17 protein-coding genes are annotated in these 26,124 nt (G+C 72.7%); 1 reads left to right on the top strand and 16 read right to left on the bottom strand.

Going from position 1 to position 26,124, the window contains the following annotated elements; genetic code table 11:
• Positions 1 to 50 precede the first annotated feature (50 nt).
• The 3 genes from OG381_RS18345 to OG381_RS18335 all read right to left on the bottom strand — a co-directional run bounded on the left by OG381_RS18345 (position 51) and on the right by OG381_RS18335 (position 6,545).
• Positions 51 to 2,774 (bottom strand): ABC transporter permease, encoded by a 2,724-nt coding sequence (locus OG381_RS18345; protein ID WP_443061908.1) that lies wholly within the window; start codon positions 2,772 to 2,774, stop codon positions 51 to 53.
• Complete coding sequence (locus tag OG381_RS18340) at positions 2,767 to 5,994, bottom strand: ABC transporter permease (RefSeq protein ID WP_327717164.1); 3,228 nt, start codon at positions 5,992 to 5,994, stop codon at positions 2,767 to 2,769. Before OG381_RS18340 ends, OG381_RS18345 begins: the two co-directional genes overlap by 8 nt.
• Positions 5,995 to 6,140: 146 nt before the next feature.
• Entirely contained in the window at positions 6,141 to 6,545 is a 405-nt protein-coding gene (locus OG381_RS18335) for a globin (RefSeq protein ID WP_327717163.1), read from the bottom strand.
• 126 nt (positions 6,546 to 6,671) lie between these two features.
• Between OG381_RS18335 and OG381_RS18330 the strand changes: the two genes are divergently transcribed.
• Positions 6,672 to 7,658, top strand: coding sequence for a methyltransferase domain-containing protein (locus OG381_RS18330; protein WP_327717162.1), 987 nt, complete (start codon positions 6,672 to 6,674; stop codon positions 7,656 to 7,658).
• Between the two features lie 346 nt (positions 7,659 to 8,004).
• On the opposite strand, the gene OG381_RS18325 is transcribed toward OG381_RS18330, so the two are convergent.
• The 13 genes from OG381_RS18325 to OG381_RS18265 form a co-directional block, all read right to left on the bottom strand.
• Entirely contained in the window at positions 8,005 to 9,645 is a 1,641-nt protein-coding gene (locus OG381_RS18325) for an FHA domain-containing protein (protein ID WP_327717161.1), read from the bottom strand.
• A gap of 68 nt (positions 9,646 to 9,713) precedes the next feature.
• On the bottom strand, positions 9,714 to 11,060 hold the full coding sequence (locus tag OG381_RS18320) for a vWA domain-containing protein (protein ID WP_327717160.1): 1,347 nt from the start codon (positions 11,058 to 11,060) through the stop codon (positions 9,714 to 9,716).
• A gap of 100 nt (positions 11,061 to 11,160) precedes the next feature.
• The gene (locus tag OG381_RS18315) at positions 11,161 to 12,513 is read right to left on the bottom strand and encodes a PP2C family serine/threonine-protein phosphatase (RefSeq protein WP_327717159.1); all 1,353 of its coding nucleotides are present in this window, start codon (positions 12,511 to 12,513) and stop codon (positions 11,161 to 11,163) included.
• Positions 12,514 to 15,045 carry a serine/threonine-protein kinase gene (locus OG381_RS18310; RefSeq protein WP_327717158.1) on the bottom strand — a complete coding sequence of 844 codons (2,532 nt, stop codon included), beginning with the start codon at positions 15,043 to 15,045 and terminating at the stop codon, positions 12,514 to 12,516.
• Entirely contained in the window at positions 15,042 to 16,376 is a 1,335-nt protein-coding gene (locus tag OG381_RS18305) for a hypothetical protein (protein WP_327717157.1), read from the bottom strand. The genes OG381_RS18310 and OG381_RS18305 overlap by 4 nt, the downstream gene beginning before the upstream one ends.
• Positions 16,377 to 16,445: 69 nt before the next feature.
• Positions 16,446 to 17,552 carry a glutamate ABC transporter substrate-binding protein gene (locus OG381_RS18300; protein ID WP_327717156.1) on the bottom strand — a complete coding sequence of 369 codons (1,107 nt, stop codon included), beginning with the start codon at positions 17,550 to 17,552 and terminating at the stop codon, positions 16,446 to 16,448.
• Between the two features lie 14 nt (positions 17,553 to 17,566).
• Positions 17,567 to 18,976, bottom strand: a complete 1,410-nt coding sequence (locus tag OG381_RS18295) for a hypothetical protein (protein WP_327722492.1) — start codon at positions 18,974 to 18,976, stop codon at positions 17,567 to 17,569.
• Positions 18,977 to 19,242: 266 nt separating this feature from the next.
• Positions 19,243 to 20,214 (bottom strand): N-acetylglucosamine kinase, encoded by a 972-nt coding sequence (locus OG381_RS18290; protein ID WP_327717155.1) that lies wholly within the window; start codon positions 20,212 to 20,214, stop codon positions 19,243 to 19,245.
• Positions 20,205 to 21,470 (bottom strand): 6-phospho-beta-glucosidase, encoded by a 1,266-nt coding sequence (locus OG381_RS18285; protein WP_327717154.1) that lies wholly within the window; start codon positions 21,468 to 21,470, stop codon positions 20,205 to 20,207. Before OG381_RS18285 ends, OG381_RS18290 begins: the two co-directional genes overlap by 10 nt.
• Before the next feature lie 88 nt (positions 21,471 to 21,558).
• Positions 21,559 to 22,452, bottom strand: a complete 894-nt coding sequence (locus tag OG381_RS18280) for a carbohydrate ABC transporter permease (protein ID WP_327717153.1) — start codon at positions 22,450 to 22,452, stop codon at positions 21,559 to 21,561.
• Between the two features lie 3 nt (positions 22,453 to 22,455).
• Complete coding sequence (locus tag OG381_RS18275; protein WP_327717152.1) at positions 22,456 to 23,397, bottom strand: carbohydrate ABC transporter permease; 942 nt, start codon at positions 23,395 to 23,397, stop codon at positions 22,456 to 22,458.
• A gap of 2 nt (positions 23,398 to 23,399) precedes the next feature.
• Complete coding sequence (locus OG381_RS18270) at positions 23,400 to 24,734, bottom strand: ABC transporter substrate-binding protein (protein ID WP_327717151.1); 1,335 nt, start codon at positions 24,732 to 24,734, stop codon at positions 23,400 to 23,402.
• A 72-nt stretch (positions 24,735 to 24,806) separates the two neighbouring features.
• Positions 24,807 to 26,000 (bottom strand): ROK family transcriptional regulator, encoded by a 1,194-nt coding sequence (locus tag OG381_RS18265; RefSeq protein ID WP_307030532.1) that lies wholly within the window; start codon positions 25,998 to 26,000, stop codon positions 24,807 to 24,809.
• Between the last annotated feature and the right edge of the window lie 124 nt (positions 26,001 to 26,124).

Here is a 26,124-nt window from a genome sequence, read left to right as displayed (position 1 = left end):
GCTCCTCGGGTCGTGGGCCGGGGTGAGGCGGGGCGGGTGTCTCCGGCGGTTCATCTCGCGTCCCCCGCCCTCAGCTCCCCCACCGATCCCCGGCGCCCCGACCACCACGCCTGTATCCCCGCCACCCCGACCGTCACCAGGACCACCGAGGCCGCCGGGACCGCCAGGGACAGGGCGGACGTGCTCAACTCGGCCCGGCCCGCCGACGACGGTGCGGAAGCCAGGGCGATCGTCGTCAGGTCGATGCCCGGGGAGAGCAGGGCCACCGTCGCCCAGCCCGTCAACGCGCCGCCCACCGCGGCCAGTACCGCCTGGGGCAGGGACTCCAGGATCAGGAGGCGGCGGCCCTGGGCGCGGGTGAGGCCCATCGTGCGCAGGCGGGCCAGCAGCGCGGTGCGTTCGGGGGCCGCGCGCAGGAGGGAGAGCAGCAGGGCCAGGACCGCGTAGCCCGCGCCCGCCGCGACCGCGGCCGTGTAGATGTCCTCGGCGCCCGACTGGAGGGGGGAGCCGGCGTACCGGGCACGTTCCTCCGACCTCAGCTGCACGTGGCCCGCCGTGCCCGCCGCCTTGCGCAGGGCCGTCGCGTCCACCTGCGCGCCGGTCAGCAGCAGTGCCGTCGGGCGGGCCGCCGACGCGGGCAGTTCCGCCCGGTTCACGACCAGGAACTCCGTGCCGGACACCGCCGGAGTGCGGTCCCGGACCGTCGTGATGCGGACGGTGAAGGTGGTGCCGTCCTGGAGCCGTACGGGGAGGGGACGGGTGCCGTACGTGGCGGCCACTGTCGGGGAGGCCACCGCGGTCAGCGACTCCCGTGCCTTCCCCGCCTCCCGCGCCTGCGTCAACTCGCCCTTCTCGAAGGGTCCCAGGCCCGTCCGGGCGGTCAGTGCCGCGTATCCGGCCGGGTCCACGCCCACCAGTGGCGCCGACTGGCGGCCGCCCGCGAGCTGGGCGTCGTAGGCGATGCTCACCGCCGTCATGTCCCGCACGCCCGGTGTGCGGCGGACCCGGTCGGGCAGGGCGGCGGGCAGGGGCTCGTTGGCGTCCACGCGGGCGTCCGCGCCGATGGTGAGGAGCGCCGCGTGGTCGCGGGCCTCGTTCACGCCGCTCAGGACCGAGCCGCCGAAGGCCGCGGTCGTCAGGGCGGTGAGCAGGGCGAGGAGGGGCAGGACCGCGGAGGCGGAGGTACGGCCCGCGCGGGCCAGGGAGAGGTGGGCGACCACCCCGCGCAGACGGCCGGCGGGGCGGACCAGACGGCGCAGGGGGAGCGGATAGAGGCGGACCAGGGCCAGGGCCGCGATCACGCCCGTCAACACCGGCGCGACGTACGACAGTTCAGCGCCCTCGGAGCCGCGTCGGCGCAGGGTCTCCACCGCGGCCAGGGCCAGCACGAGCAGGGTCAGTTCGGCGACCGTGCGGCGGCGGGACGGCCGGGCCGTCGCCACGTCCTCGCGGCCGGTGTGGATCCGTACGACCCGATGGGCGACCACCGCGCGCAGCGGCAGCGCGGCGCAGGCGGCGGCGGTGACCGCGGCGGCCGCCGCGAACGCGTACGTCCGGCGGCCCCCGGGGAGCAGCAGCAGGGCCGCGGTCAGGCCCACGGCACCCGCCGGGACGGCCACCGTCGCCGTCTCCGCGAACAGCCGGCCCGCAAGGCCGCGCAGGGACGCGCCGCGGGCCCGCAGCAGGGCCAGTTCGGTGCGGCGGCGGTCGGCCGCCAGGCCGCCCGCCATCAGCAGGACGACGGCGGCCACCGTGCCCGCGCCGACCGCGGCGACGGCGACCAGCGGGGTGACGCCCTCCCGCAGCCGGTCGTAGGCGGTCAGGATCTCGTCGAGGTCGGTGTCCGCGTCCGTGAGCGGGCCGGTCGCCTCACGGATCTTCTGGAGTGCCGGGCCGGCCTCCAGGGACGCCACCGCGGACTTCAGGCGCTCGGTGTCGCGGGCGTGCAGGGCGTCCGTGGCGGGCGCCAACTGCCAGTACCGCCAAGGCGTTCCGGGCGTGCCCAGCAGAGCGGGAGCCGCCTCCGGGGCGAGCAGCAGGGCGCCGAGCCAGTACTTCTCGGCGTTCGCCCCGGGGACGGGGACCAGGGAGGGGCGGTGCAGGACGGGGTGGGTCGACCAGTAGGCGCCCGCCGGGTCGCTCGGGGTGACGATGCCGGTGATGCGGACGACCAGCGGGTCGCGGCCCTCGCCGGGCACGTGGATCCTCGAACCCACCTCGATGTGCAGGCTCCTGGCCGTCGCCGCGCTGACCGCCCCCTCCACCTCGGGCGTCGACGCGGTCACCGCCTTTGACGCGCGCGGCAGCCGGCCGGTGACCGAGCGGACGTGGTCGGCGAGGCCGTGCTGGGCGACCAGGGTGACCTGCGCGGGCGTGCCGGTGGGCTGCGGGATCCAGGGCTCCGGCACCTCCATGCTGTTGGCGGTGCGCACGCCGTACGTCGACTGGCCGCGGTCGGCGACGACGGGCCGCTGGACCGCGGCGAGGATCTTCGCGTACTGGTCGGCCAGCGTCGCCGGGAGGACGTCGTGCTCCGAGATGATGCCGTACTCGGGCTGCGCGTACAGCTGCACGGCCGTCCGGTCCGGGCCCGCCCGCTCGACGGCGCGGTGCAGGCCCGCGTCCTCGTACCGGTCGACCGCGCGCGGGAAGGCCGCGGCGAGACACGCGGTGAGCGCCACCATCACGGCGAGGGCGAGTGCCGCACCGGGGGCGGCGCGCAGCCGGGTGCGGATCCACGGGGCCACGACCGACCTGGACCTCACCTCACTCACCACCCTGTTCCCTCAGTGCCGCCACCGGATTCGCCCGCCGCAACGCCAACACCCCCGTCACCACCAGCGGCAGCACCGCCACCGCCCCCAGCAGCACCACGACCCGCGGGACCGGCAGCTCGACCAGCACCTCCGGCACCGGCCGCGTCGCCTCGGTGGTCAGGACGACCAGAGGGATCACCGCCCGCGCCAGTACCGTCCCGAGCACCGCCCCCACCGACAGGGCCAGCGTCACCAGGACGCCCTGCTCCAGGGCGATCGTGCGGCCCAGCCTGCGCCGCGGGGCGCCCAGCGCGCGCAGCACCGCGAACTCCGGGTCCCGCTCCCGCAGGGAGCCCGCCGCGCTCACCGCGAACCCGAGCGCGGCCAGCGCCGCCGCCACCCCGGCCGCCGCGGTGAACGCCGCCTCGGGTCCCGCCCCGAACGGGTCGTCGCGCAACTCCTCGGCGATCTCGTCCCGTACGACGACCTGCGCGGGGTCCATGTCCGTACGGTCCCGCAACGCGGACGCCACCTCCGCGGGCCGGTCCGTCCGCAGCCACCACTCCGTCGGGGTGACGCTCTCGCCGTACCGCGCCTCCAGCACCCGGTTCACGGACCGCAGATCGACCAGCAGGGCCCCGCCGTCGTTCACCGCCGTCGGCAGCGCCGCCACGGACGCCACGATCCGCACGGACAGGGTCCGCCCGCCGAACGTCACATCGACACGCTGCCCCGTCGCGGCGCCCGCCGAGGCCAGGTAGCGATCGGTGGCGACGGCCGTGATCTGCGGCTGCGCGGGTTGCGCGACCTGGAGGCGGACGGTCAACGAGGCGATGACATAAGGGTTGTCGGCCGGAATGTAACCGGTGCCGTACGCGGCCGTCGGCGGCTTCGACCCGGTTACGCGCGCTTTGGTGGGGAGATTGCTGCCGTCCGCGTTCTCGACGATCCCGTCGGCGAGGGAGCGCACCGTCCAGTCGGTGGGCAACTGCAGCCGGCGTACGGACGTATCGGATCGTACGGCCGACAACTCGCCGAGAATCAGGCGCTGTTGTTGCGCCCGGCCGATCGGCAGGGGCTGGACCAGCTGTACGTCCGTCAGCGTCAACGGGCCTGAGGGGACCGGGAGTTCGAGGGTGTGCGGGCGGCCGTCCCCGGCGAGGGTGCCCGCCGGAACCCGGTAGGGGGTGCCGTAGCGGTCCTCCAGGGTCACCGTCACATCGGCGGTCGTGTCCGCGGTGGCGCCGCGCAGGGTCGCCGTCAGGCGCAGCCGGGACGTGCCCGCCGGTATCCTCGCGCCCGCCGTCGCGCTCTTCGGGCCGAGTCCGGTGAGCAGCGGGCGTACCGGCTCGGAGGCCAGGTCCCGGCGCATCAGCACGGTGTCCGCGGCGTGCGCGGTGTCCAGGGCCAGCACCGCCGCCGTGCGGTTGCCGGACAGTGGCAGGTCCGTGCGGACGGCGGGCGCCGCCTGTCGTACGTGGTCGACGGCCGCGTACTCGTCGGTGCGGCCGAGGTCGTCCTGCCCGTTGGCCAGGACCCGCACCGGCACCCCCGCCCGGAAGTCGGCCTGGTCGTCCTGCGAGCGGTCCCAGGAGGCGCCCTGGGCGATCGCCAGCATGCCGAGCGCGACGGCGAGGACCAGCAGCAGCACCGGACCCGCGCCGCGTCCCGGGCGGCGGCCGATCTGCCAGCCCGCGAGGGCCGTGGCCAGACCCCGCCCGGCGGCCGCCCGGCGTTCGGCGAGACGGGCCAGTGGCGGCAGCAGACGCAGGGTGAGGACCGTACCGGCGAGGAGCGCCAGGGCGGGGGCGGCGACCAGCAGCGGGTCCACGCCGAGGGCGCCGGAGCTGTCGCCGGTGACGGCACCGGTGGTCTGTCCGCTGAGCTGCCAGTACGCGACCCCGGCGATCACCAGCAGCCCGATGTCCGCGCCCGAGCGCAGCGCGCCCGGCAGCGCGCGGGCCCGGCCGGTCGCGAAGGAGGACGTCAGCGCGGGCAGGGTCACCGCCAGGGCGCAGCCCAGCGCCACACCGGCCGCGACCAGCCACACCCCGATCCGTCCGCCGGCCGGCACGTCTAGACGCAGCCCGATCCGGGCCAGCGCGCCCTGCCCGGCGAGCAGCCGGGTCAGCGGTCCGGCCAGCAGGGGCGCGAGCGTCACCGCGGGCACCGCGAGCAGCAGCGCCTCGGTGGCGGCCAGGCCCGCGACCCGGGGCCGGGAGGCGCCGCGGGCCCTGAGCAGCCGGGTCTCGCCCGTGCGCTGGGAGCTGAGCAGCCGGGCCACCAGGAGCAGCGCGCAGCCCGCGAGGAGTCCCAGCTGGAGCGCGACGATCAGCAGGGTGGAGCGCGAGACGAGCAGGGCGCGGTCGACGCGGTCGAGGACGGCGGGCAGTTGGGTGTTCGCGGCCGTCGTGCCGCTCAGCGCGGACTTCCCGCGCATCGCCGCGCTGCCGCCGAGCGCCGCCTCGCGCAGCGCGTCGATCCGCCCGGTCGTCAGCGTCGAGAAGTCGGCCGTCGCCAGCCACGCCGACGCCCCGGCGCTCACCCGGCCGTCGGCCAGCGCTTCGGGGGCGGCGAGCAGGGGGCCGTACGTCGTGAAGTCGAGCTTGTTGACCCCGCGGCCGTGCAGGTCGTCGAGGAGCTGCCAGTACGGGGCGTCCGTGCGGGCCGGCCGGTACAGGCCGACGACGGTGATCCGCACGTCCGGGCCGTCCAGGCGGTCGACGAGGGTGAGGCGGGTGCCGGGCTTCAGCTTCAGCAGCCGGGCGGCGCTCTGAGGGAAGGCCACCTCGTCCACGGCGGAGGGCGCCCGGCCCTCGGTGATCCGTACCTGTGACCTGTCCAGTGCCGCGAAGTGCGTGAGATCCGGGTCCTCGGACCGCTCGGCGGCGGGCCGGAGCGAGCGGGGCAGTGCGTAAGGGCCCGACCGCATGAGCTTGTGCACGGTCACCGGCAGCCCGTCGAAGGTCTTCCGCGCCCCTTCGCGTACGGCGGTGTCGGCGGCCGTACGTTCCTCTGCGGGGACGTCGGCCTTGACGACGAGCGCGGTGTCGGCGGCGTTGCGGGTGTCGGTCAGGGAGTGGCGCAGGGCCGCGTCGCCGATCGCGCCCGAGTAGGCGGTGAGGGTCGCCAGGACCGCCGTGGTCAGCAGGACGGCCAGCAGTGCGGCGGCGAGCAGCGGACGGTGTGCTCGCGCCCGCAGGAGGACGAACCGCGCGAATCCCCCGAACCCCGTCACCCCGACCCGGCCCCCCGCCGTGTTGTCCAGACCTCCCGGCGATGTTGTCAGAGGAGAGTGGGGGCGGGTAAGCGGTTGTGGACCGGGCTTGACCGGATCGTGATCGGAATCCGGCGTCGAACGACCGGAATCCGGGACTCAGCCGGTCAACCCTCGGTGTTCACCATCGAGGCCGCGGCATACGTCAGGTAGTTCCACAGCGTGTGCTCGTGCTCCTCGGACAGACCGAGCTCGTCGACGGCGACCCGCATGTGCTTCAGCCAGGCGTCGTGCGCGGCGCGGTTCACCTGGAACGGGGCGTGCCGCATCCGCAGCCGGGGGTGGCCGCGGTTCTCGCTGTACGTCGTCGGACCGCCCCAGTACTGCATGAGGAACAGGGCCAGGCGCTCCTCGGCCGGGCCCAGGTCCTCCTCGGGGTACATGGGCTTCAGTATCGGGTCCTCGGCCACACCCTCGTAGAAACGGTGGACGAGGTGGCGGAAGGTCTCCTCACCGCCGACCTGCTCGTAGAAGGTCTGCTCCTGAAGCGTGCCGCGCGGAATCTCTTTCACCGGTCCATGGTCTCAGACGGGGGGAACCAGGACTTGGGGCTTAGGACCTCTGGCCGGGAGGGGGCGATTCCGGATCGGCGAGCCGTGGTGCTCGCTTCGGCCGCGGTCCCGCAGGACAGTGGACATATGGGTGCGCATGCTCTCCACAGGGACCTGGACGTCGTCGCCGCCGAGGCGCGGGCCGCGCTGGTGCACCGCATCGAGGCGAGCGGCGCCTGGGCGGACGACCCGGTGTGGCGGGACGCCTTCGCGGCGGTGCCGCGGCATCTGTTCGTGCCGTACTACTACGTCGGCGTCAAGGGCGGCTACGAGCGCCGGTGGGGCGAGAGCCCCGACCCGCGTGCGCGCGAGCACTGGGTGCGCGGCGCCTACGCCGACGCCCCGCTGGCCACCCGGATGCGGGACGGCGAGCTGGTCTCCTCCAGCAGCCAGCCCTCGCTGATGGCGATGATGCTGGCGGCACTGGAGGTCGAGGACGGCGCCAGGGTCCTGGAGATCGGCGCGGGTACGGGGTACAACGCGGCCCTGCTCGCGCACCGGCTCGGCGACGACGGCCTCGTCACGACCATCGACCTGGAACCGGAGATCACCGAGGCGGCGCGGCAGCACCTGGCCGCCGCCGGGTACCGCCCGCTCGTCGTCACCGGCGACGGTGCGCGCGGGGTGCCCGAGCGGGCCCCCTTCGACCGGATCATCGCGACCTGCACCCTGGCCTCGGTCCCGCGGGCCTGGCTCGCCCAGTGCGCCCCCGGTGCCCGGATCCTCGCCCCCCTCGCCACCGGCCTGATCGCGCTGACCGTCCGGGACGCGGGGCACGCCGAGGGCCGCTTCCTGCACACGCCCGCCTACTTCGTGCCGCTGCGGGGCGAGGGGCGCCCGGAGCCCGAGCCCGCCCGGCTCGGCGGGGTGCCGTCCCGGGCCCGGGAGAACGAGCTGTTCCGCTTCCTGCTGGAACTGAGCCGGGGCAGCCTCGAACCGCAGGAGGCCTACCAGTTGTGGGAGCGCGAGGGGTGTCCGCAGCGGGAGCGCTACGGGATCACGGTGAGCGACGGACACGAGTGGGCGTGGCTGGACGACCCGGAGGGACCGTACGCGTGGTCGCTTGGGGGCTGACGTGGTGAGGCGAGCCGATGCGGTGAGGTGGCTGGGGGTTGGGAGGGGCTGTGCGCGTGGCCGCCTGGGGGCTGATGCGGCGAGCCGATGTGGTGGGGTCGCCGGCGGGGCGGAGGCGGCGGTTCGGTGCGGCTGTGGGCGTGAGCCGGGCGGGGCTGGATGATCCGGAGGGGCTGTGCGCGTGGCCGCTGGGGTTGCCGTGGCGAGGCGAGCCGATGCGGTGAGGGCGGAGGCGGCGGTTCGGTGCTCGGTGGGTGGGAGCGGAGGCTTGGCGGGCGGGGGCGCTCGTAGTCGACATGGACAAGGGGCCCGGCGCGTGGTGCGCCGGGCCCCCTGGTCGTCGTGACTATCCGCGGCGGACCGTGATGGTCGTCCAGGCGCCCACGTGTACGCGGTCGCCGTCCTGGAGGGGGACCGGGACGAAGGGCTGGATGGGCTCCTCCGCGCCGTTGACCGTGGTGCCGTTCGTCGAGTTCTGGTCGACGACCGCCCAGGTGCCGTCGGGCTGCTGGACCAGCACGGCGTGCTGGTGCGAGACGCCCGGGTCCTCCGGCGGCACCGACAGATCGATGTCGGGGGTGTCGCCGGTGGAGTGCCGGCGGCGGCCGATGGTGATCTGGTTGCCGGTGAGGGTGCGCTGCTGCTCGGGCGAGTACGCGGGCAGGTTGAGCCCCGCGGCCTCGGGGCCGGAGCGCTGCATCATCGCCATGAAGTACTCGCGGTCCGGACCGATCGTCGCCGACCAGGTCGCGGGCTGCTGCGGGTAGCCGGGACCGGGTCCGGGCGGGGGCTGGGTGGAGCCGGGCTGCGGGTAGCCGTAGCCGCCGCCGGGACCGCCTGGCGCCGTGGAGGACGGCGGGGAGATCACCCAGTCGTCGTCACCGCTGCCGAAGCCACCGGGACCGCCGGGACCGGACGGCTGCTGGAAGGCCGAGGGGGCGCCGCCGGTCGCACCGGGGCCGGCGGGCGGCGTCGGTCCGGGAGGCGGAGGCACCGGGCGCGAGGGGTCGCCGCCGAAGGCGGAGGGGGCACCTTGGCCGCCGGGGCCTCCGGGCCGACCGGGTCCGCCGGGTCCACCTTGGCCGTCGTAGCCGCCGGGACCACCGGGTCCGCCGGGGCGCCCGGGACCGTCGTAACCGCCCGGACGGCCGGGGCCGCCAGGAGCGCCGGGCCCACCGGGACCACCAGGTCCACCGAAGCCGCCGGGAGAGTTGGGGCCGTCGAAGCCGCCCTGGCCGCCGGGGCCACCGGGTCCGCCAGGGCCGTCGTAGCCGCCGGGCCGACCGGGGCCGCCGGGGCCGTTGTAACCGCCGGGTGCGCCGGGAGCGTTGGTGCTGCCGGGGCCACCGGGGCCGTCGAAGCCACCCTGGTTGCCGGGGCCGCCAGGTCCGTTGGGGCCGCCGAAGCCGCCCGGACCGCCGGGTCCACCCGGGCCGCCGAAGCCACCCTGGTTGCCCTGGTTGCCCGGGCCGCCCGGGCCGCCCGGGCCGCCGAAGCCTCCGGGGCCGTTCGGGCCGGGAGGCGGGGGCGGGCCGGAGGGGTCGTTGCCGAAGGGCGGGATCGGTTCCGCTGGGCGGTTCATCTGGGACGGGCGGGAGCCCTGGTACTCGTACGAGTCACCGGCGCCGTACGACGAACCCTGCGGCGGTCCCTGGAAGCGGACGCCCGGGCCGGGGGCCGGCGGGCGCGGGGCGGCCGGGGTGTACGAGGTGGCCGTGTTCGTCAGGAAGTTCCACCGGCACTCCTCGCAGAACGGCGCACCGCCCTCACGGGGCGTACGGCACTGCGGGCAGAGCTCCGGCTCGTGGTCCGGGACGGCGGACAGATGCGGCGGGCGCCCACCGGGCTGACCCGGCGGCGGGAAGCCGTAACCACCACCGGGCGGCGGCGGGGGAGGGGGCGGAGGTACGGCACCAGCCATGCGGTGACCGCAGACCTCGCACCAGTCGTCGGAACCCGACTGGTGTCCGTTCGGGCAGGTCGGCATGTCGGCGCGTCCCCCTCTCCTTCTCTGTCCTACCAGGGTCCTGCTAGGTCACTTCTGGTCACTTCTGGTTACTTCTTTACACGAACAGTCTTTGTGGACCGGGTCTCGAGAGTCATCTCGTCCGCTTCCGCGACCTTCGCCTTCAACCGCACAGTACCTGTCGCGGCATCGACCACGTCCACCACCTTCGCAAGCAGTTTCGCAGTATCGGCGTTCCCCGAGGCGCTCGCGAGCTGAACGGCCCGGCCCAGTTTGGCCGTTGCTCCATCCATATCGCCCGCTTTGCGAAGATCGAGGCCTTGTTGGATGACTTGTGCCAGTTCGGCCTGGCCGGTGTAGTGGGCGACCTGGGGATTGATCGACGTCGAGGCGACCATGTCGTCGGTCCACACGGCCCGTACCAGACCCTGCGCGCCCAAGTTCTGGGCGGAGCCGTCGGGTTGGGGGACCACCAGGGAGACCCGGGCGGCCAGCATCTCCTGGCCGAGGGCGGCGGCCGGGACCTCCACGCAGAGGTGGTAGTCACGGGACTCGTCTCCCCAGGAACCGGTGGGGTAGTCCCCGGCGCGCGGGCCGGCCTCGGTGCGCCGGTCGGTCAGCTCCACGACCGTGGGAGCGACCTGCTTGACGAACTTGATGGTGGTGCCGACCGGTGTCCACACCCGCAGGGAGACGTCCGCGACCTCCTTGCCCATGGCCGTCTCCATCATCTGTGTGAAGTCGGCGGCGAGACCGGCCGGGTCGGCAACGATGTCCGCGGTGCCGAGCAGGGCCGAGGCGATCCCTGTGACTTCACTCACTTCCCAGTCGGTGCCCACGCCGCGGGCGTCACAGGTGAAGCGTCCGGCGCAGGCGTCGAGGGAGGCCTTGAGGTCCTGCGCCGACTCGTGTTCGTTGCGGCCGTCGGTGAGCAGGATGCCGTGACGGATGGTGACGTCCGCCGAGGACAGCAGCCGGTCGGCGAGGCGCAGCCAGGTGCCGATGGCGGTGCCGCCGCCCGCGCTGAGCTTGCGCAGGGCCTGCTTGGCCTGTTCACGGGTGGTGGCGTCGGCGACCGCGAGCCGGCCCCCGCCCGGGTACACCTCCCTGGCCACGTGGGTGCCGTCGATCACCGCGAAGTGCACCCCGTCGCGCAGGGTGTCGATGGCGGCGGCGGTGGCGTCCCGGGCGTTGCGCATCTTGGTCGGCGGATAGTCCATCGACCCCGAGCAGTCGACCATGATCGCCACGGCCGCGTCCGGTCCCTGCCCCGGTGTGAACAGATGCGGTGCCGCGACGGCGCTGCCGATCGTGCCGCCACCGGTCGCGGTCACCGTGACGATGCCGTTGACCTCGCGGGCGCCTTCCGGCAGGTACTCGTTCTGGTACACGTCCATCGAGAACTGCGGCACGTTGGACTTCGAGAAATTGGCCATGCCTGCTGAATCCCCCTCGCAGACCCCACGGTTGTCGTGAGGTGATGACTGTGTGCGGACCGGTCCCCTCCGGTCCGCTGAGACGTCCCCGAAATCGGCCTCAGGCCGATCCTGCCCCCTGCGGCGGGGCGGGGAACGGCACGAGGGCCACTGTTACGTTGTCGTGGCCCCCGCCGTCCAGAGCGTGACCGACGAGCACCTGTGCGCTGTGCAGCGGACGCACCGCCGCGTCGAGCGGTACGGCCTCGGCCATCTCCTGCGCCGCCTCGGCGTAGTTCCACAGTCCGTCGGTGCACACCACCACTACACCCGCACGGTCCGGCTTGAAGGAAGCGGTGTGCGGCTCCAGTTCGTACGCGTCCGCGCCGAGCCAGCCGGTGATCGCGTGGGCGCGCTCGTCGGCGTAGGCCTCCGCCTCGTTCATCAGACCCGCGGCGACCATCTGCGCGGCCCACGAGTCGTCCTCGGTGAGCCGGGCCGGCAGCGAGCCGCGGTCGACCGGGACCCAGTAGGCGCGGCTGTCGCCGACCCAGCCGACGACCAGCAGCCCGGACGTCACGATCGCGCCGACGATCGTGCAGGCCGGGGCGTTCTGGTGCGGGGCGTGCTCCCGGGCCGTGGCCGGTTCCGCGGCCAGCGAGTTGACCGCGCGCGAGGCGGCGACGATCGCGTCGTGCATGGCCTGCTGCGGGTGTGTGCCGCGCGGCAGGGCGGCGAGCAGCGACTCGCTCGCCGCGCGGGACGCGGCCAGGGAGGCGTCGTCGGGGCGGGTCGCCGAGGAGACGCCGTCGCAGACGATCGCCATGGCGGCGGGCCGGCCGTCGGGCAGGATCGCGTTGCCGATGGCGAACGCGTCCTCGTTGCGGTGGTGGCGCAGGCCCCGGTCGCTGACGGCCGCGATCGGGCCGCACTCCTGCTCCATGTGGTCGCGTTCGCGTGGCTGGGCGTGGCCGCAGTTCTCGCAGTAGCCGTCGTGGTCGACGCGCCCCGCACGGCAGGCGACACACACCTTGACGCCCTCCGCGGGGGTCGGCGTCTCCTGGGCGACGCGTGGGTCGGGTGCCTGGAGCGGGTACTCGTCCGGCTCCGGCGGGCGGTCGAAGCGCACGCCGGTGACGGGGGAGACCGGCGAACCGGTGGGCGGGGGCTCAGGGGCGCCCGTCGCGGGCGCGGCCGGCAGCTCACGGCCGCCGGAGTCGGTGCCCGCCAGGTCCGTCGGCAGATGGGTGGCCGGCGGGGTGTCGGAACCGGCCGGCTCGGGGGCGACCGGCCAGGGGGCACCCTCGACCGGACCCGAGCCGTTGACGACGAGCGTCGGCTCGTCGTCCGGCGGGGCCGGCACGGCGGACAGGTCGTATCCGCACGCACCACAGAAGCGGTCACCCGACTCGAGGGGTTCCTCGCAGCTCGGGCACCTCGACAGGGCGATCGGCTGGGGCATCTGCGACATCAACTACACCCACGTCCGGGGGCGGTAACGATTGGCACGTTCCACCAGGTCGATCCTCTCCTCGCCGCCTCGGGCCAGCCGGGCCAGCGTGCGGTACGAACGCTCCAGTCCGAAGCGGAGTCCCCGCTCGTCCAGTTCGCTGCCGAGCAGTACCCGGCGTGCGGACGGTGCGGCGCCCTGGCCACCGGAGAGTATCCAGTCCAGCGCGGAGCCGAGGACTTCCGCGGACAACTGCTCCCGGCGCGCCGGATCCAGCCCGTACGCGTCCAGCGCCTCGACCTGCCCCGCGGCCGCGGTCAGGTCGTCCAGGAACGGTACGTCACCGGCGGCCGCCGTGCGTCCGCGCAGTCGCGCCCGTACGGCGGCCACGCGGGCGGCCGTGTAGTGGATGGACGACTCCGGGACCGACTCCAGTGTCCGTACGGCGCCGGTGCGGTCCCCGCTCGCGAGCTGGACGCGGGCCAGACCGAAGGCGGCGCTGACATAGCTGGGGTCGGTCGACCACACGAGACGGTAGTACTCGGCCGCGTTGTCGAGCTGTCCCAGCACCTCCGCGCACAGGCCGAGCGCCAGCTTCGGCGCGGGCTCGCCCGGGAAGGCGTCGTAGATCGCGTCGAAGGCGAGCGCGGCGGCCTCGTGGTCGCCGGTGACGAGCGAGGCGACTCCGCGGTACCAGACCACCCGCCAGTCGTCGGGCCGCTCCTCCTCCAGCCGCCGCAGGGCCTCCAGCGCGGTGTGGGCGTCCCCGTTCTCCAGCCACGCCCGGATCTGCCGCAGCCGGGTCTCGACGGACGGCGCGGGCGCGGCGGCCAGTGCCCCCAGCAGCTCGGCGGGCGCGGTGGTCATGAGCCCGGCGAGGAACCCGGCGTTGGGATCGTCGGGGTCGACCCGGGGAACGGGCAGGGCCAGGGCCGCGGCCGGTGTCCCCACCGTCTTGACGAGGGACTCGGTGCCGCCGGGCGCCGGGACGGCGACCGCGCCGACGGCCGGCAGCTGCGGAAGGGGAGAGGACGAACGGCGGCGGGTGACGATCACCCGCGCCCCCAGCCGGGACACCTCGCCGTCCAGCTTCGGGAACAACTCCGTGTCCGTCACCCGCAGTTCGGGACCGAACAGCGTCGACAGCGCGGGCCGGGCGCGCCCCGTCTGGAGGGACACGACCTCCCGCAGCACGCCCGTCAGCTGCTCGGCCATCTCCTGCGCGGAGGCGAACCGGCGGGCCGGGTCCGGGTCGGTCGCGCGGACCAGCAGCCGGTAGAACGACTCGTACTGACGGAAGACCTCGATGTTGTCGGGGTCCGGCAGCGAGTCCACGAAGACGTTGGTGTAGCCCTGGAAGTCGAAGGCCAGGACCGCCAGCGTCCGCGCCACCGTGTACAGGTCGGAGGCGACCGACGGGCCGACCTCCGCCACCTCCGGCGCCTGGTAGCCCACCGTGCCGTAGATGGCCGACTCGTCGTCGTCCATCCTGCGCACCGCGCCCATGTCGATGAGCTTGAGCTGGTCCTCGGTCTGGATGGCGTTGTCGACCTTGAAGTCGCAGTACAGCAGATTGCGGCTGTGCAGATGACCGAGTGCCTCCAGGGCCTCGATGCCGTACGCGCAGGCCTGCTCCACCGGCAGCGGGTCGCGCTTGCCGGTCGGGGTGCGGCGGTCGTTGGCGATCTCCTTGAGCGACTTGCCGCCGACGTACTCCATGACGATGTAGCCGTCGAGCGAGCCGGTGCGCTGGTCGAGGTGCTCGACGAAGTTGTAGATCCGCACGATGTTGGAGTGCTCGATCTCCGCGAGGAAGCGCCGCTCGGAGATGGCGGCGGCCATCGCGTCCTGGTCGCCGGTGTCCAGCAGGCCCTTCAGCACCACCCAGCGGTCGGACACCGCGCGGTCCACCGCGAGATAGACCCAGCCCAGACCGCCGTGCGCCAGACAGCCCACGACCTCGTACTGGCCGTGCACGATGTCACCGGAGTTGAGCTTCGGGACGAAGGAGTACGGGTTCCCGCACTTCGTGCAGAAGCCCTCGGTGCGGCCGGGGCGGTCCCCGCGGGAGCGGCCCACCTGCGCCCCGCAGTCCGAGCGGGAGCAGAACCGCTTGCGCTCGGGGACCTCCGGGTTCTCCAGGACCATCGCGCGCGGGTCGGGCCGCGGCACGTCCGGGACCTGGACCAGGCCCACGCCGAGCCGGCCGCGGGCGCTGGTGTTGGTGCTGGACCCGGAGCTGCGCACCGACACCGAGCGGCCCGTCGTACGGCCCGACAGGGCGCGCGAGAGGCGACCCGACACCGAGCGCCGGGACTTCGACGACTGCGACGACGTACGGGAACTGGTACGGCTGCTGGCGCGCGAACTGCTGCCGGCCGAACCACGGGAGCTCTTGCCGCCGCCGGTGATGCCGGTCGGCGGGGAACCCACCATGCCCTTCGACGACACCACCGGCGCCAGACCGCAGGTGTCGCAGTACAGTTCGCCGCCGCCCACGTCCTCGTACGATCCGCCGCAGCCGGGCCGCTGACAGGTCTGCTGTGCCTCACTCATGACGGGGCCTCCCCCCTACGGTCCTCGGGCCCGCTCTGCTCCGGCACCCTCGGGGTGCGGAACAGGTCGGCCGCCGCCTGCTGGTAGCGCAGGACGGCCTGTTCGGCGACGCGCAGATCGCAGGGCGCGCTCCACAGCATGCGGCGCGCCGCGTCGTACCGCTCGATGAGGAACGGATCCTCGGCGAGGCCGTGCCGGGCGACCTTCGCCTTGTACGCGTCGAGGCGGCCGCGCAGCTCCGCGCGGACCGCCAAAGGCTGGGTGACCGCGCCCAACGACTCGCGGGCACGCAGCAGTTCGTCCTCCGCCTTCTGCTCCAGGGACTCCAGGAGCGGCGAGAGGCGGTGCCACTGGGCCTGCCTGCGGTACTCGGCGGCCGTCGCCAGCTGCTCCTGCAGCGCGGTCGGCGGTCCGCTGACGACGGGCACCTCCGTGGCGGCGATCTTCGCCAGCACCTCGCCGCGCGCGATGCGGGCCTCGGCGAGCGTACGGTCCGCGCGGGACAGCACGTCACGCAGCCTGACCAGGCGCTGCTCGGCGTCCTGGCGGACCGTCAGCACCGCGTCGATCTCCCGGCGCACGTCCTCCAGGGCGCGTGCCTCCCGGTCGTACACCGTGGTGTCGGGCCGGCCGCCGCCCGGCGCCGAACTCCCCTGTGCCGGCAGCCAGTACGCCAGCGGGTCCGACACCACCTCCTCCCGCAGCCGCGTCAGCGTGCGCGTGATGCGCTCCAGGTCGTCGCCGGCCGGGTGCTCGCCCGGGCGGACGCCGACGGAGTGCGCGAGCTTGCGGGTGCGCTGGAGTTCCGCGGCCAGTAAATCTATGCGCGCGGGCAGCGCCGACCACACCGCGTCGGCGGCGACGACCATGTCGAGGCTCGTCGCGTACAGCTCGTTCATCCGGTCGACGAGGGTGACCAGGCTGAACTGCTCGCTCAGCTTGCCCGAATTGCCGTGCAGGGTCGGCGCGTTGGCCGTCGCCGTGGCGCTGCCGGCCACCGTGACCGACTCGCCGCGCAGCAGCTCCGTCAGCTCCGCCAGATCGCCCTGGCTGGACCAGCGGCGGCGGGATCTGATCTCCCGGGCGCTGCGCAACGCGTCCGTGTACGCGTCGAAGTACGCCCACAGCAGCGTGATCGACGCCTCCGCGGACGTCCAGCGCTCCTTGGTGACACCCGTGAGCGCGGCGCCCTCGAGCAGTCTGCGGCCCGAGTGGTCCTGCAGGGCGAGGAGTGAGGTCTCGATCGCCTCGTACTCCGCGCCGAGCCGCGCCAGCGCACGGTCCACCTCGTCCCGGTCCATCACCGGCCCGGGGGGTCCCGTGACGCCCATCGATCACCTCTCGCTGCTGCGTTGTCGGGGTTGGGTTCGCGTTGTATGTGGGGGTGGGGTCGCTCCGTGTCAGCTCTTGCGCAGGTACTCCGGAGCCGGGGGTTCGGACTTCGCCGAGTCCGTTCCCAGTGTCGCCGACAGCCACTTCTCGTACGACGCCTGCCAGCCGTTCGCGGTGTCCTTGCGGTAGTCCACCAGGATCTGGTTGACCCGGCGTACCAGATCGTCGGCGTCGAGCTTCATCGCCACGCCGTAGTACTCGGTGGTGAAGGGGGCGTCGCCCTTGAGCTCGACCGTCGGGTCCTGCGCGGCCTGGCTCGCGGCGAGCGCGCCGTCGGTGACCACGGCGTCGACCTCACCGAGCTGGATCCGCACCAGGCAGTCGAGTTGGTTGGGGACGACGGTGGAGGTGATGTCGGTGGTCCTGGGGAGCTCGCCGGCCTTCTGGCGCGCCTTCAGCTCGGAGTTGGCCGTCGAACTCGCCGCCGTGCAGACCTTCTTGTCGGCGAGGGAGCCATCGGGGCCGGTGATCGGCGAGGACTTGGGCGCGAGGACCTGCTGTCCCGTCTTGAAGTACGGGGCGGAGAAGGCCACGTCGGCCATCCGGCTGCAGTTGATGGTCATCGTGCGGACCACCATGTCGACCCGGCCCGACTGGATCGCCGGGATGCGCTGGTTGGTGGGGATCGCCTTGAACTGGACGGCGTTCGGGTCGCCGAGGATCTCCTGGGCGATCCGGTGCACCAGGTCGATGTCGAAGCCCTCCAGCGTGTTGCCGTCCTCGTCGTTGTTGGGGTCGCGGTAGCCCCAGCGGTAGCTGTTCTGGTCGACGCCGACGATCAGCTTGCGCTTCTCGCCCTCGCGGGCCTTGATCTTCTTGATGGTGTCGCCGTCCGCGCCCGACGGGGACAGCGTCTGCTTCTCCGGGGCCTTCTTGATCTGCGGGACCAGGCAGGGATCGTTCTCGGCCCTCGCCTGGATGCCGTGGGCCACGCCCGGGCCGCCGGTGCTCCCGCCCCCGCCGGACGACTGGGTCAGCGGCAGCAGCAGGACGAAGGTGACCGCGAGTGCGCAGACGACCGCCATCGCGGCGACCCCGCCCCAGCCCTTCAGACCGGTCCGCAGTGCTCGCCCACGTCGTGTACGCCGTGCCTTCGGTGCGTGCGGTGCTCGCATCGGCTTGCCCCCTCTCACCGGTACTCCGACAGCCTGCGGCCGATGCCGAGAAGTGCGCCGGCCGCGCCCAGGACGGCGAGCACGGCGGCGCCCACCGGGAGCCCCGTCATCGCGCCCCGGCCGTCGCCGGCCGCCTGCTCGAACTCGGCCTCCTCGTGATCGAGCGCCTTGGCGAGGTTGTCGTCGACGCTGTCGAAACACTCGCCCGTCGCGCCCTTGGCGCCGATGACCAGGTTCAGGGCCGCGTCGTAGTTGCCGAACTCGTCCTGTTCACGGGCCGCGCCGTGCCGCTCCTTCCACACCTTCATGTTGCCCTCGGCGGCCGTGACCGGCTTCTTGCCGGAGCCGTCGTCGGCGAGCTTCGCGGCCTCCGTCAGGCCCTTGCCGAGGGTCTTCATGTCGGTGTCGAAGTCGTAGTCGTAGGCGTCCACGCTCACGTCTTCACCGTTGGCGTCCTTGACCGTCTTCGTCTCGGCGCCGCGGGCCACCAGGGTCAGGTTCTCGTTGCCGCGCGCCTTGAGAGAGGCGATGCGGGCGTCGTGCAGCACGTTGAGCGAGCGGACACCGTGGTCGTAGGAGTCGTTCAGGCCCGCGCGCGCGACGCTGTGGCCCACGACGAGCCACAGCATGACGACCGTCGCGGTGGCCGTCGCGGCCACCAGACCGTGGTTCATGAGGCGGTTGGTGCGCTGGTAGTTGCGGTGCTGGGCCCAGGCGAGCGCGGCCAGGGCGAGGACGCCGAGGCCGATCGCGGCCCAGGGGTAGGGCGTCGCGTCGGCGTAGTCGGCGCGCAGCCGCTGGTTCTCCTTCTTGTACAGGTCCTCGGCCGCCGGGAGCATGTCGTTCTGCATCGTCTCGTTGGCGAAGCGCAGCCAGGCGCCGCCGACGGGGAAGCCCTGGCGGTTGTTGGTCCGCGCGCGCTCCACATAGCCCTTGTACTGCGGCAGCAGACGGTTGAGCTCGGAGACGGTCGCGGCGGCTGCGGAGCCGGGGTCGGAGTTCGCGGCGGCCTTGACGAGGCCGGCCGCGGCCCGGTCGATGTCCTTCTCGTAGCGTTCGCGGGACGCGGCCGACTCCTGGCCGCCCGCCAGGAAGTTGCCGGAGGCGGTGGTGTTGGCGTCGGCGAGGCTGCGGTAGATGTCGGCGGCGGCGCTGCTGAGCGGCTGGCTCTTGTTCAGGACGTCGTCGGCGGCCGCCGCGCGGTCCGTCATCTGCCAGGCGGTGACCGCGCCGAAGGCCACCACAAGGGCGGCGAGGAAGGCGCCGATGATCCGCAGCCGGCCGGGTTCGGTGGTGGCCGCGGCGCGCAGCCGGTCGACGCCCTCGGCGAACGCGGTGCGCCGGGGCTCCGGCGGTGGGGCGGGTGTGGGGGAGCCGCCCGGTGAGCCGTTGGAATACGTCGGTTGTGGTGGCACCGCGGGCATGGTGGGCATGCCTGGTACCGGTGGTGGTGCCGCGCTGCTTTTCGGCGGGTGTGTCACTGTTGACCTCCCCCATGGTCATCCGTCGCGGCAAGTATCGCTGCCGGGACCGACATCCGCACCGGCCTTCACTGGATCTTGATCGGATTGCAGTGCGGTGCGCGGGTTTCCGGCATTGCTCGGCACCCCGCACCACCCCCTGCCCATTCACACGCGGGGGGAATCTGTTCGGTTCCAGGTTCGGGTTTCGGGGGTGGTGTCAGGGCGCGTCAGGCGTCGTAGTACCTCCGGACCCGGGTCTGTGCCGCCGCGTTCGCCCCCAGTCCGTCCAGGCCGAGCAGGGCCGCTCCCAGCACCGGGCTCGCCGTCACCACCCGCGGTACGGCCTTGGGGGCGCGGGCCGCCAGCAGGTCCCGTATGCCGTCGTCCAGTTGGGGATGGCGTGCCGCCAGGATGCCGCCGCCCAGCAGGACCGGTGTCTCCTCCGCCAGCAGGTCCAGGCGGGTCAGGGCCACCGTGGCCATCGTCGCCACCTCCTGCGCGAGACGCTCCACCAGGGCGCGGGCCACCGGGTCCCCGTCCGCCGCCGTGCTGAACAGGACCGGGGCCAGTTCGTGGCGGCGGGCCGGTTCGATGTGCTCCAGGTGCAGGGCCTCGATGAGGGCGAGCATGGTGGCGTGGCCGAAGTGGGACGGAAGGGTGCGGGAGAGGGCCGTCGGCTCCCCTCGGCCGTCCTCCGCCCGCGCCGCGTGCCACAGGGCCTCCTCGGCCAGACCCCAGCCGCCGCCCCAGTCGCCGGAGATGCGGCCCAGCGCCGGGAAACGGGCGGTGCGGCCGTCGGGGCGCATGCCCACGCAGTTGATGCCGGCGCCGCAGACGACCGCCACACCGCGGGGTTCGGTGACACCCGCCCGCAGGATGGCGAAGGTGTCGTTGCGGACCTCCACCGACCTTCCCCACGCGCGCGCGTGCAGGGCCGCGGCCAACTGCTCCTCCTCGACCGGGAAGTCGGCGTTGGCCAGACAGGCCGAGACATGGTCCACCGAGGTGATCCCGGCCGCCGTGAAGGCCTCGTCCACCGGTCCGGCGAGCGCGTCCACCGCGGCCCGCACCCCCACCGCCGGTGGCCTGAATCCCCCGCCGCGCGCGGTGGCCAGGACGGTTCCGTCGGCCGTCACGACCGCGACGTCGGTCTTGCTGTTGCCCGCGTCTATGGCGAGGACACGTGCGGTCATGCCCACGCGAGATGCTCCCGGTTGTGTGCGATCAGTCGGTCGGTGAGTTCTTCGGCGTACGCGTACTGGCCGATCAGGGGGTGGGAGAGCAGGGCGCGGAAGACACGGTCGCGGCCGCCGCGCAGGGCCGCATCCAGGGCCAGGTCCTCGTAGGCCGTCACCGCCGCCGTCAGGCCCGCGAAGAGGGGGTCCACGGTCTGGACCGGCAGCGGGGTCGGGCCGCTCCGGCCCACCGCCGCCTGCACCTCGATCACCGCGTCGTCGGGGAGGAAGGGCAGCGTGCCGTGGTTGTAGGTGTTCACCACCTGGTACGGGCTTCCGGTGCCGGTGAGCAGGCCTGCCGCCAGGTCCACCGCCGCCTCCGAGTAGAAGGCGCCGCCCCGCCGGGAGAGCAGCTCCGGCTTCTCGTCCAGCGCCGGGTCGGCGTACAGCCGGAGCAACTCCTGTTCCATCGCGGCCACTTCGGCCGCCCGGGAGGGTTTGGTCCGCAGTTCGCGTACGACCTCGTCGTGTGCGTAGAAGTAGCGCAGGTAGTACGACGGGACCACGCCCAGGCGGTCGAGGAGCGCGCGGGGCAGCCGCAGATCGGCCGCGATCGCCTCGCCGTGCCCGGTCAGCAGGTCGGGCAGTACGTCCTTGCCCTCGGGGCCGCCCAGGCGTACGCCGGTCTCCCAGGTGAGGTGGTTGAGGCCCACGTGGTCGAGGAAGATCTCCGGCGGTGCCACGTCGAGCAGGGCCGCGAACTTGCGCTGGAAGCCGATCGCCACGTTGCACAGGCCCACCGCCTTGTGGCCGGCCCGGAGCAGGGCCCGGGTGACGATGCCGACCGGGTTGGTGAAGTCGATGATCCAGGCGTTCGGGTTCGTACGGCGGACCCGCTCCGCGATGTCCAGGACCACCGGGACCGTGCGCAGCGCCTTGGCGAGGCCGCCCGCGCCGGTGGTCTCCTGGCCCACGCAGCCGCACTCCAGCGGCCAGGTCTCGTCCTGCTGGCGGGCCGCCTGGCCGCCGACGCGGAGCTGGAGGAGCACCGCGTCGGCGCCGTCCACGCCCGCGTCGAGGTCGGAGGTCGTCACGATCCGGCCCGGGTGGCCCTGCCGGGCGAAGATACGGCGGGCCAGGGCGCCCACCAGCTCCAGACGGTCCGCCGACGGGTCGACCAGGACCAGTTCCCCGATGGGGAGGGTGTCCCGCAACCGCGCGAAGCCGTCGATGAGTTCGGGTGTGTAGGTCGAGCCTCCGCCGACCACGGTGAGTTTCACTGGAGGGACCCTCGCTTTCGGGCGCCGGGGATGGTCTTGATCGGCCGGGGGTCCGGGGGTTGTCCCCCGGGGAGACGCAGCATGTGGGTCACCCCTTTACTCCGGTGAGCGTGACACCCTCCACGAACGCCTTCTGGGCGAAGAAGAACACGAGGATCACGGGGGCCATGACCAGCACGGTCGCGGCCATGGTCAGGTTCCAGTCGGTGTGGTGGGCGCCCTTGAAGGACTCCAGGCCGTAACTCAGCGTCCAGGCGCCCGGGTTCTCCGAGGCGTAGATCTGGGGGCCGAAGTAGTCGTTCCAGGCGTTGAAGAACTGGAAGAGGGCCACCGCGGCGATACCCGGCTTCGCCATGGGCAGGACGACCTTCAGCAGGGTGCGCAGGTCCCCGCAGCCGTCCACCTTCGCCGCGTCCAGGTACTCGTTGGGGATCGTCATCAGGAACTGGCGCAGCAGGAAGATCGAGAAGGCGTCCCCGAAGGCCAGCGGGATGATCATCGGCCACAGGGTGCCGGAGAGGTCCAGCTGCTTCGCCCAGAACAGGTACATCGGGATGACGACCACCTGCGGCGGCAGCATCATCATCGAGATCACCAGCATCAGGGAGAGACTGCGGCCCCGGAAGCGGAACTTGGCGAGCGCGTACGCCACCGGGACCGACGACACGACGACGAGGACGGTGCCGAGCCCGGCGTAGAGAAGCGTGTTCTTCCACCAGGTCAGAAAGCCCGGGGTGTCGAAGACCTTCCGGTAGTTGGCCCACTCCCAGGTGTGCGGGATCAGGTCCCGGCTCAGGGCCTGGTCGTCGCTCATGAGCGAGGTGAGGAAGACGAACACGAAGGGGAGCGTGAAGAACAGGGCCGCGGCGATGCCGAGGGAGTGGATCGCGATCCATTCCAGGAGGGCCTTGCGGCGGGCCGTGCGTTCGGCGGGGGAGGCCGGGGTCTTCAACTCCGCCGGCCGGTCCAGTACTTGGGTCATGCGTCAGTCACCTGCCTGGATGAGACCGCCGCGGCGCCGCATCAGGATCGCGGTGAAGGCCATGGAGAGGGCGAAGAGGACGAGGGCCACGACACAGGCCGAGCCGTAGTCGAAGCGCTGGAAGCCCAGGTTGTAGACGAGTTGGGGGAGGGTCAGGGTCGACTTGTCCGGGTAGCCGGGCTCGAACATGGTGCCCGCGCCCTGGATCACACCCGAGGCGACCTTTCCGGCGACCAGCGGCTGGGTGTAGCACTGCATCGCCGCGATCACCCCGGTGACCACCGCGAACATGATGATCGGCGAGATGTTGGGGAGGGTGACGAACCGGAACCGCTGCCACGCCGAGGCCCCGTCCAGCTCCGCCGCCTCGTACTGCTCCTTGGGCACGTCGAGCAGCGCGGCCATGAAGATGACCATCAGGTCGCCCACCCCCCACAGGAACAGCAGGGTGAGGGCGGGCTTGGACCAGCTCGGGTCGTTGAACCAGCCGGGGGCCGGGATGCCGGTCTTCTCCAGGATCGAGTTGACCGGGCCCGTACCGGGGTTGAGGAGGAAGGCGAAGGCCATCGTGGCCGCGACCGGCGGGGCCAGGTAGGGCAGGTAGAAGAGGGTGCGGAAGACACCCGTGCCGGTCCTGATCCTCGTGATGAGGAGACCGATGCCGAGTCCGAAGAGGACCCGCAGGGTCACCGTGATCACCACCAGCCACAGGGTGTTGCGCAGGGCGGGCCAGAAGTAGGGGTAGCTCTCGAAGACGTAGGTCCAGTTCTTCGTCCCGCTCCATGTCGGCGGCTTGAAGCCGTCGTAGTGCATGAAGGAGAAGTAGAGCGTCGAGATCATCGGGTACGCGAAGAAGACCACGAAGCCGATCAGCCAGGGCGACATGAAGGCGGCGGTGCGCAGCGCCGAGCGGCGGCGCTTCGACCTCAGTGTGTTGCTGCTCATCGCTACTTCGCCTGCGCGATGTCCGTGTCGATCTGCTGGGCCGCGGCGGCGAGGCCTGTCTTGAGGTCCTTGGTCTTGCCGCTCTCGTACTGGTAGCCGAAGTTCTGGATCGTGGTGAGGTAGACGCCGCCGTTGAGGGAGGCGGGGCTTGTCGTGGAGTGCGGGTTCGCCGCGATGTCCAGGAACGTCTTGAAGCGCGGGTCGTACTTCAGCTTCGGGGACTTCAGGGCCGCGAGGGTCGAGGGCACGTTGTGGATGGCGTTGGAGAAGTCCACCACCGCGTCCGTGTCCGTGGTGATGTACTTGACCAGCTCCCAGGCCGCGTTCTGCTTCTTGCTGGTGGCGGCGATGCCGGTGATCGTGCCGGTGATGTAGCCCTTGCCGTACTGGTCCGCCTGGTCGTCGGGGACGGGCAGCGGGGCGACGCCGATCTCGAAGTCGGGCTTTGCTTCCAGGGCCATGCCGAGACGCCACTCGCCGTCGAGCTGCATGGCCACCTGGCCGGTGTGGAAGGGGTGCTTGGGGCCCCATTCGTCACCGAGCTTGGTGCGGTACTTCTCCAGCTTCTGGTAGCCGCCGAGCTCGTCGACCAGCTTCTTCTGGAGGGTGAAGGCGGAGGACACCGCCGGGTCCGTGGCGAGCGTCGACTTGCCGCTCTTGTCGAAGTACGTCGGGGAGAACTGGCCCATGTAGTGCTCGGTCGTGGTCTCCCAGCCGTGGTAGTTCGGCATGAAACCGAGCTGCTTGTAGCTGTCGCCCTGGTTGATCGTCAGCTTCTTGGCGTCGGCCTCGAACTCGGACCACGTCCTGGGCGGACCGCTGATGCCCGCCTTCTCGAACGCGGTCTTGTTGTAGTAGAGGCCGTACGCGTCACCGAGCAGGGGCGCCGTGCAGCGGTTGCCCTCGAACTGGGTGTACTCGCTCATCGCCGTCGGGAACGTCTTGGCCGGGTCGATGCCGGACTTCTCGAAGAACGGGTCGAGGTCGACCAGGGCGCCGGAGGAGCAGAACTTCCCGACGGCGTTGGTGGTGAAGGAGGAGATCACGTCGGGCGCCTTGGAACCGCCCGCGCGCAGCGCCTGGTTGATCTTGTCGTCCGTCATGTTGCCGACGACGTTGACGTGGATGTTGGGGTGCGCCTTCTCGAAGCCGGCGATCAGGGACTTGACCGCCTTCACCTCGGCGGGCGCGCTCCAGGCGTGCCAGAAGTTGAGGGTCGTCTCCTTCGAGGCGTCGTCGTCGGCGCCGGTGCTCGACTGGCCGGTACAGGCGGAGGTGGTGAGAAGGGCCGCGGAGGCGATCAGGGCAAAAGCCGTTATTCGGGCGCGCTTGGGCATGGCGAGGTCTCCCTGGGGCGGGGAACGGATGAGAGGGCCGGGACGAGAGGGGGGCTTACCGGGGGTGAGGGCTCAGCGCGAGGTGTCGAAGACCTCGTCGCGGGTGGCCGCCAGCGCGCTCTCCAGCGCGCCGCGCAGCACAGGGTGTTCGGGTACGTCGCCGAGGACGAGCTTGGGCCTGGCCGCGGCCAGCTCCGCCAGCTCGGACTGGACGAGGGAACGCAGCACCTCGCCGCCGGAGGCGAGCGAGGCGCCGCTCAGGACCACGAGTTCGGGGTCGAGAACGGAGACGAGGGAGGCGAGACCGGTGGCGAGGTGGGTCGCGTAGGTCTCCAGCAGACGCTGGTGGCGGGGGTCTTCGGACTCCGCGGCCCGCTGTACGAGGGCGGCGGCGACCTCGGCGTAGGGGCCGCTGGGGATGTCGTCGACCCCCAGTTCGCGGGCGAGCTTCGGGATGGCCTGCGAGCCGGCGAGTTCCTGGTAGCCGCCGCTGTTGGCCTTGGTGACCTGCCGGACCAGGGGGGCACCCGGCACGGGCAGGAAGCCGACCTCGCCGGCGCCGCCGGTCCAGCCGCGGTGCAGCCGGCCGCCGAGGACGAGGGCCGCGCCGAGGCCGCCCTCGTTCCACAGCAGGACGAAGTCCTCGTGACCGCGCGCGGCACCGAGCCGCTGCTCGGCCACGGCGACGAGGTTGACGTCGTTCTCGTACTCCACCGGCATCGGCAGCGCGGCGGCCAGTTCGTCGAGCAGGGCCGGGGTGTGCCAGCCCGGGAGGTGGGAGGCGTAGCGCAGCCGGCCGGTGTTGGGGTCGAAGGCGCCGGGGGTGCCGATGACGAGGCGGTGGACGTCGGCGCGGGCCAGCCCGGCCGCCTTCACGGCACCGTCGAGGGCGTCGGTGACCTGCTGGACGACGGGCTGTGCGGGGCGTCTGCCGGGGGTGGGCAGTTCGTACGACCCCACCGTGCGGCCGGTGATGTCGGCGACGGCGGCGAGGATGCGTTCGGGGGTGACGTCGAGTCCGGCGGCGTGTCCGGCGGCCGGATTGACCTCGTACAGCTGGGCGTTGGGTCCGGGTCGCCCCTCGGTGGTGCCGGTGGCGAGGACCAGTCCCGCGGCTTCCAGGCGGGCCAGGAGCTGGGAGGCGGTGGGCTTGGAGAGGCCGGTGAGCTTGCCGATCCGGGTGCGGGACAGCGGGCCGTGCTCCAGGAGGAGGTCCAGTGCGGCGCGGTCGTTCATGGCGCGCAGGGTGCTCGGGGTGCCGGCCATGTGTACCCCCTCTCCCGGGACGGTTCCGCAGCAGACTTTACGGAAGGCAACTGTTAGGAAGGTTTCCTATCGGATGCAGGGAACATAGGTCCGGGTCGTGGGGGAGTCAAGGGGGGCAGAACAA

Source organism: Streptomyces sp. NBC_00490 (assembly GCF_036013645.1).
GTDB classification, from domain to species: Bacteria; Actinomycetota; Actinomycetes; order Streptomycetales; family Streptomycetaceae; genus Streptomyces; species Streptomyces canus_F.
Note: the sequence above shows the minus strand (reverse complement) of the source record. Positions and strands in the feature narration are given on the sequence as shown.

Bases quoted from the DNA above. Each gene is read 5' to 3' on its own strand.
- OG381_RS18275 (WP_327717152.1), bottom strand. From the start codon at position 23,397: ATGAGCAGCAACACACTGAGGTCGAAGCGCCGCCGCTCGGCGCTGCGC.
- OG381_RS18330 (WP_327717162.1), top strand. From the start codon at position 6,672: ATGGGTGCGCATGCTCTCCACAGGGACCTGGACGTCGTCGCCGCCGAG.
- OG381_RS18300 (WP_327717156.1), bottom strand. From the start codon at position 17,552: ATGCGAGCACCGCACGCACCGAAGGCACGGCGTACACGACGTGGGCGA.
- OG381_RS18325 (WP_327717161.1), bottom strand. From the start codon at position 9,645: ATGCCGACCTGCCCGAACGGACACCAGTCGGGTTCCGACGACTGGTGC.
- OG381_RS18310 (WP_327717158.1), bottom strand. From the start codon at position 15,045: ATGAGTGAGGCACAGCAGACCTGTCAGCGGCCCGGCTGCGGCGGATCG.
- OG381_RS18320 (WP_327717160.1), bottom strand. From the start codon at position 11,060: ATGGCCAATTTCTCGAAGTCCAACGTGCCGCAGTTCTCGATGGACGTG.
- OG381_RS18270 (WP_327717151.1), bottom strand. From the start codon at position 24,734: ATGCCCAAGCGCGCCCGAATAACGGCTTTTGCCCTGATCGCCTCCGCG.
- OG381_RS18305 (WP_327717157.1), bottom strand. From the start codon at position 16,376: ATGGGCGTCACGGGACCCCCCGGGCCGGTGATGGACCGGGACGAGGTG.
- OG381_RS18295 (WP_327722492.1), bottom strand. From the start codon at position 18,976: ATGCCCGCGGTGCCACCACAACCGACGTATTCCAACGGCTCACCGGGC.
- OG381_RS18265 (WP_307030532.1), bottom strand. From the start codon at position 26,000: ATGGCCGGCACCCCGAGCACCCTGCGCGCCATGAACGACCGCGCCGCA.
- OG381_RS18280 (WP_327717153.1), bottom strand. From the start codon at position 22,452: ATGACCCAAGTACTGGACCGGCCGGCGGAGTTGAAGACCCCGGCCTCC.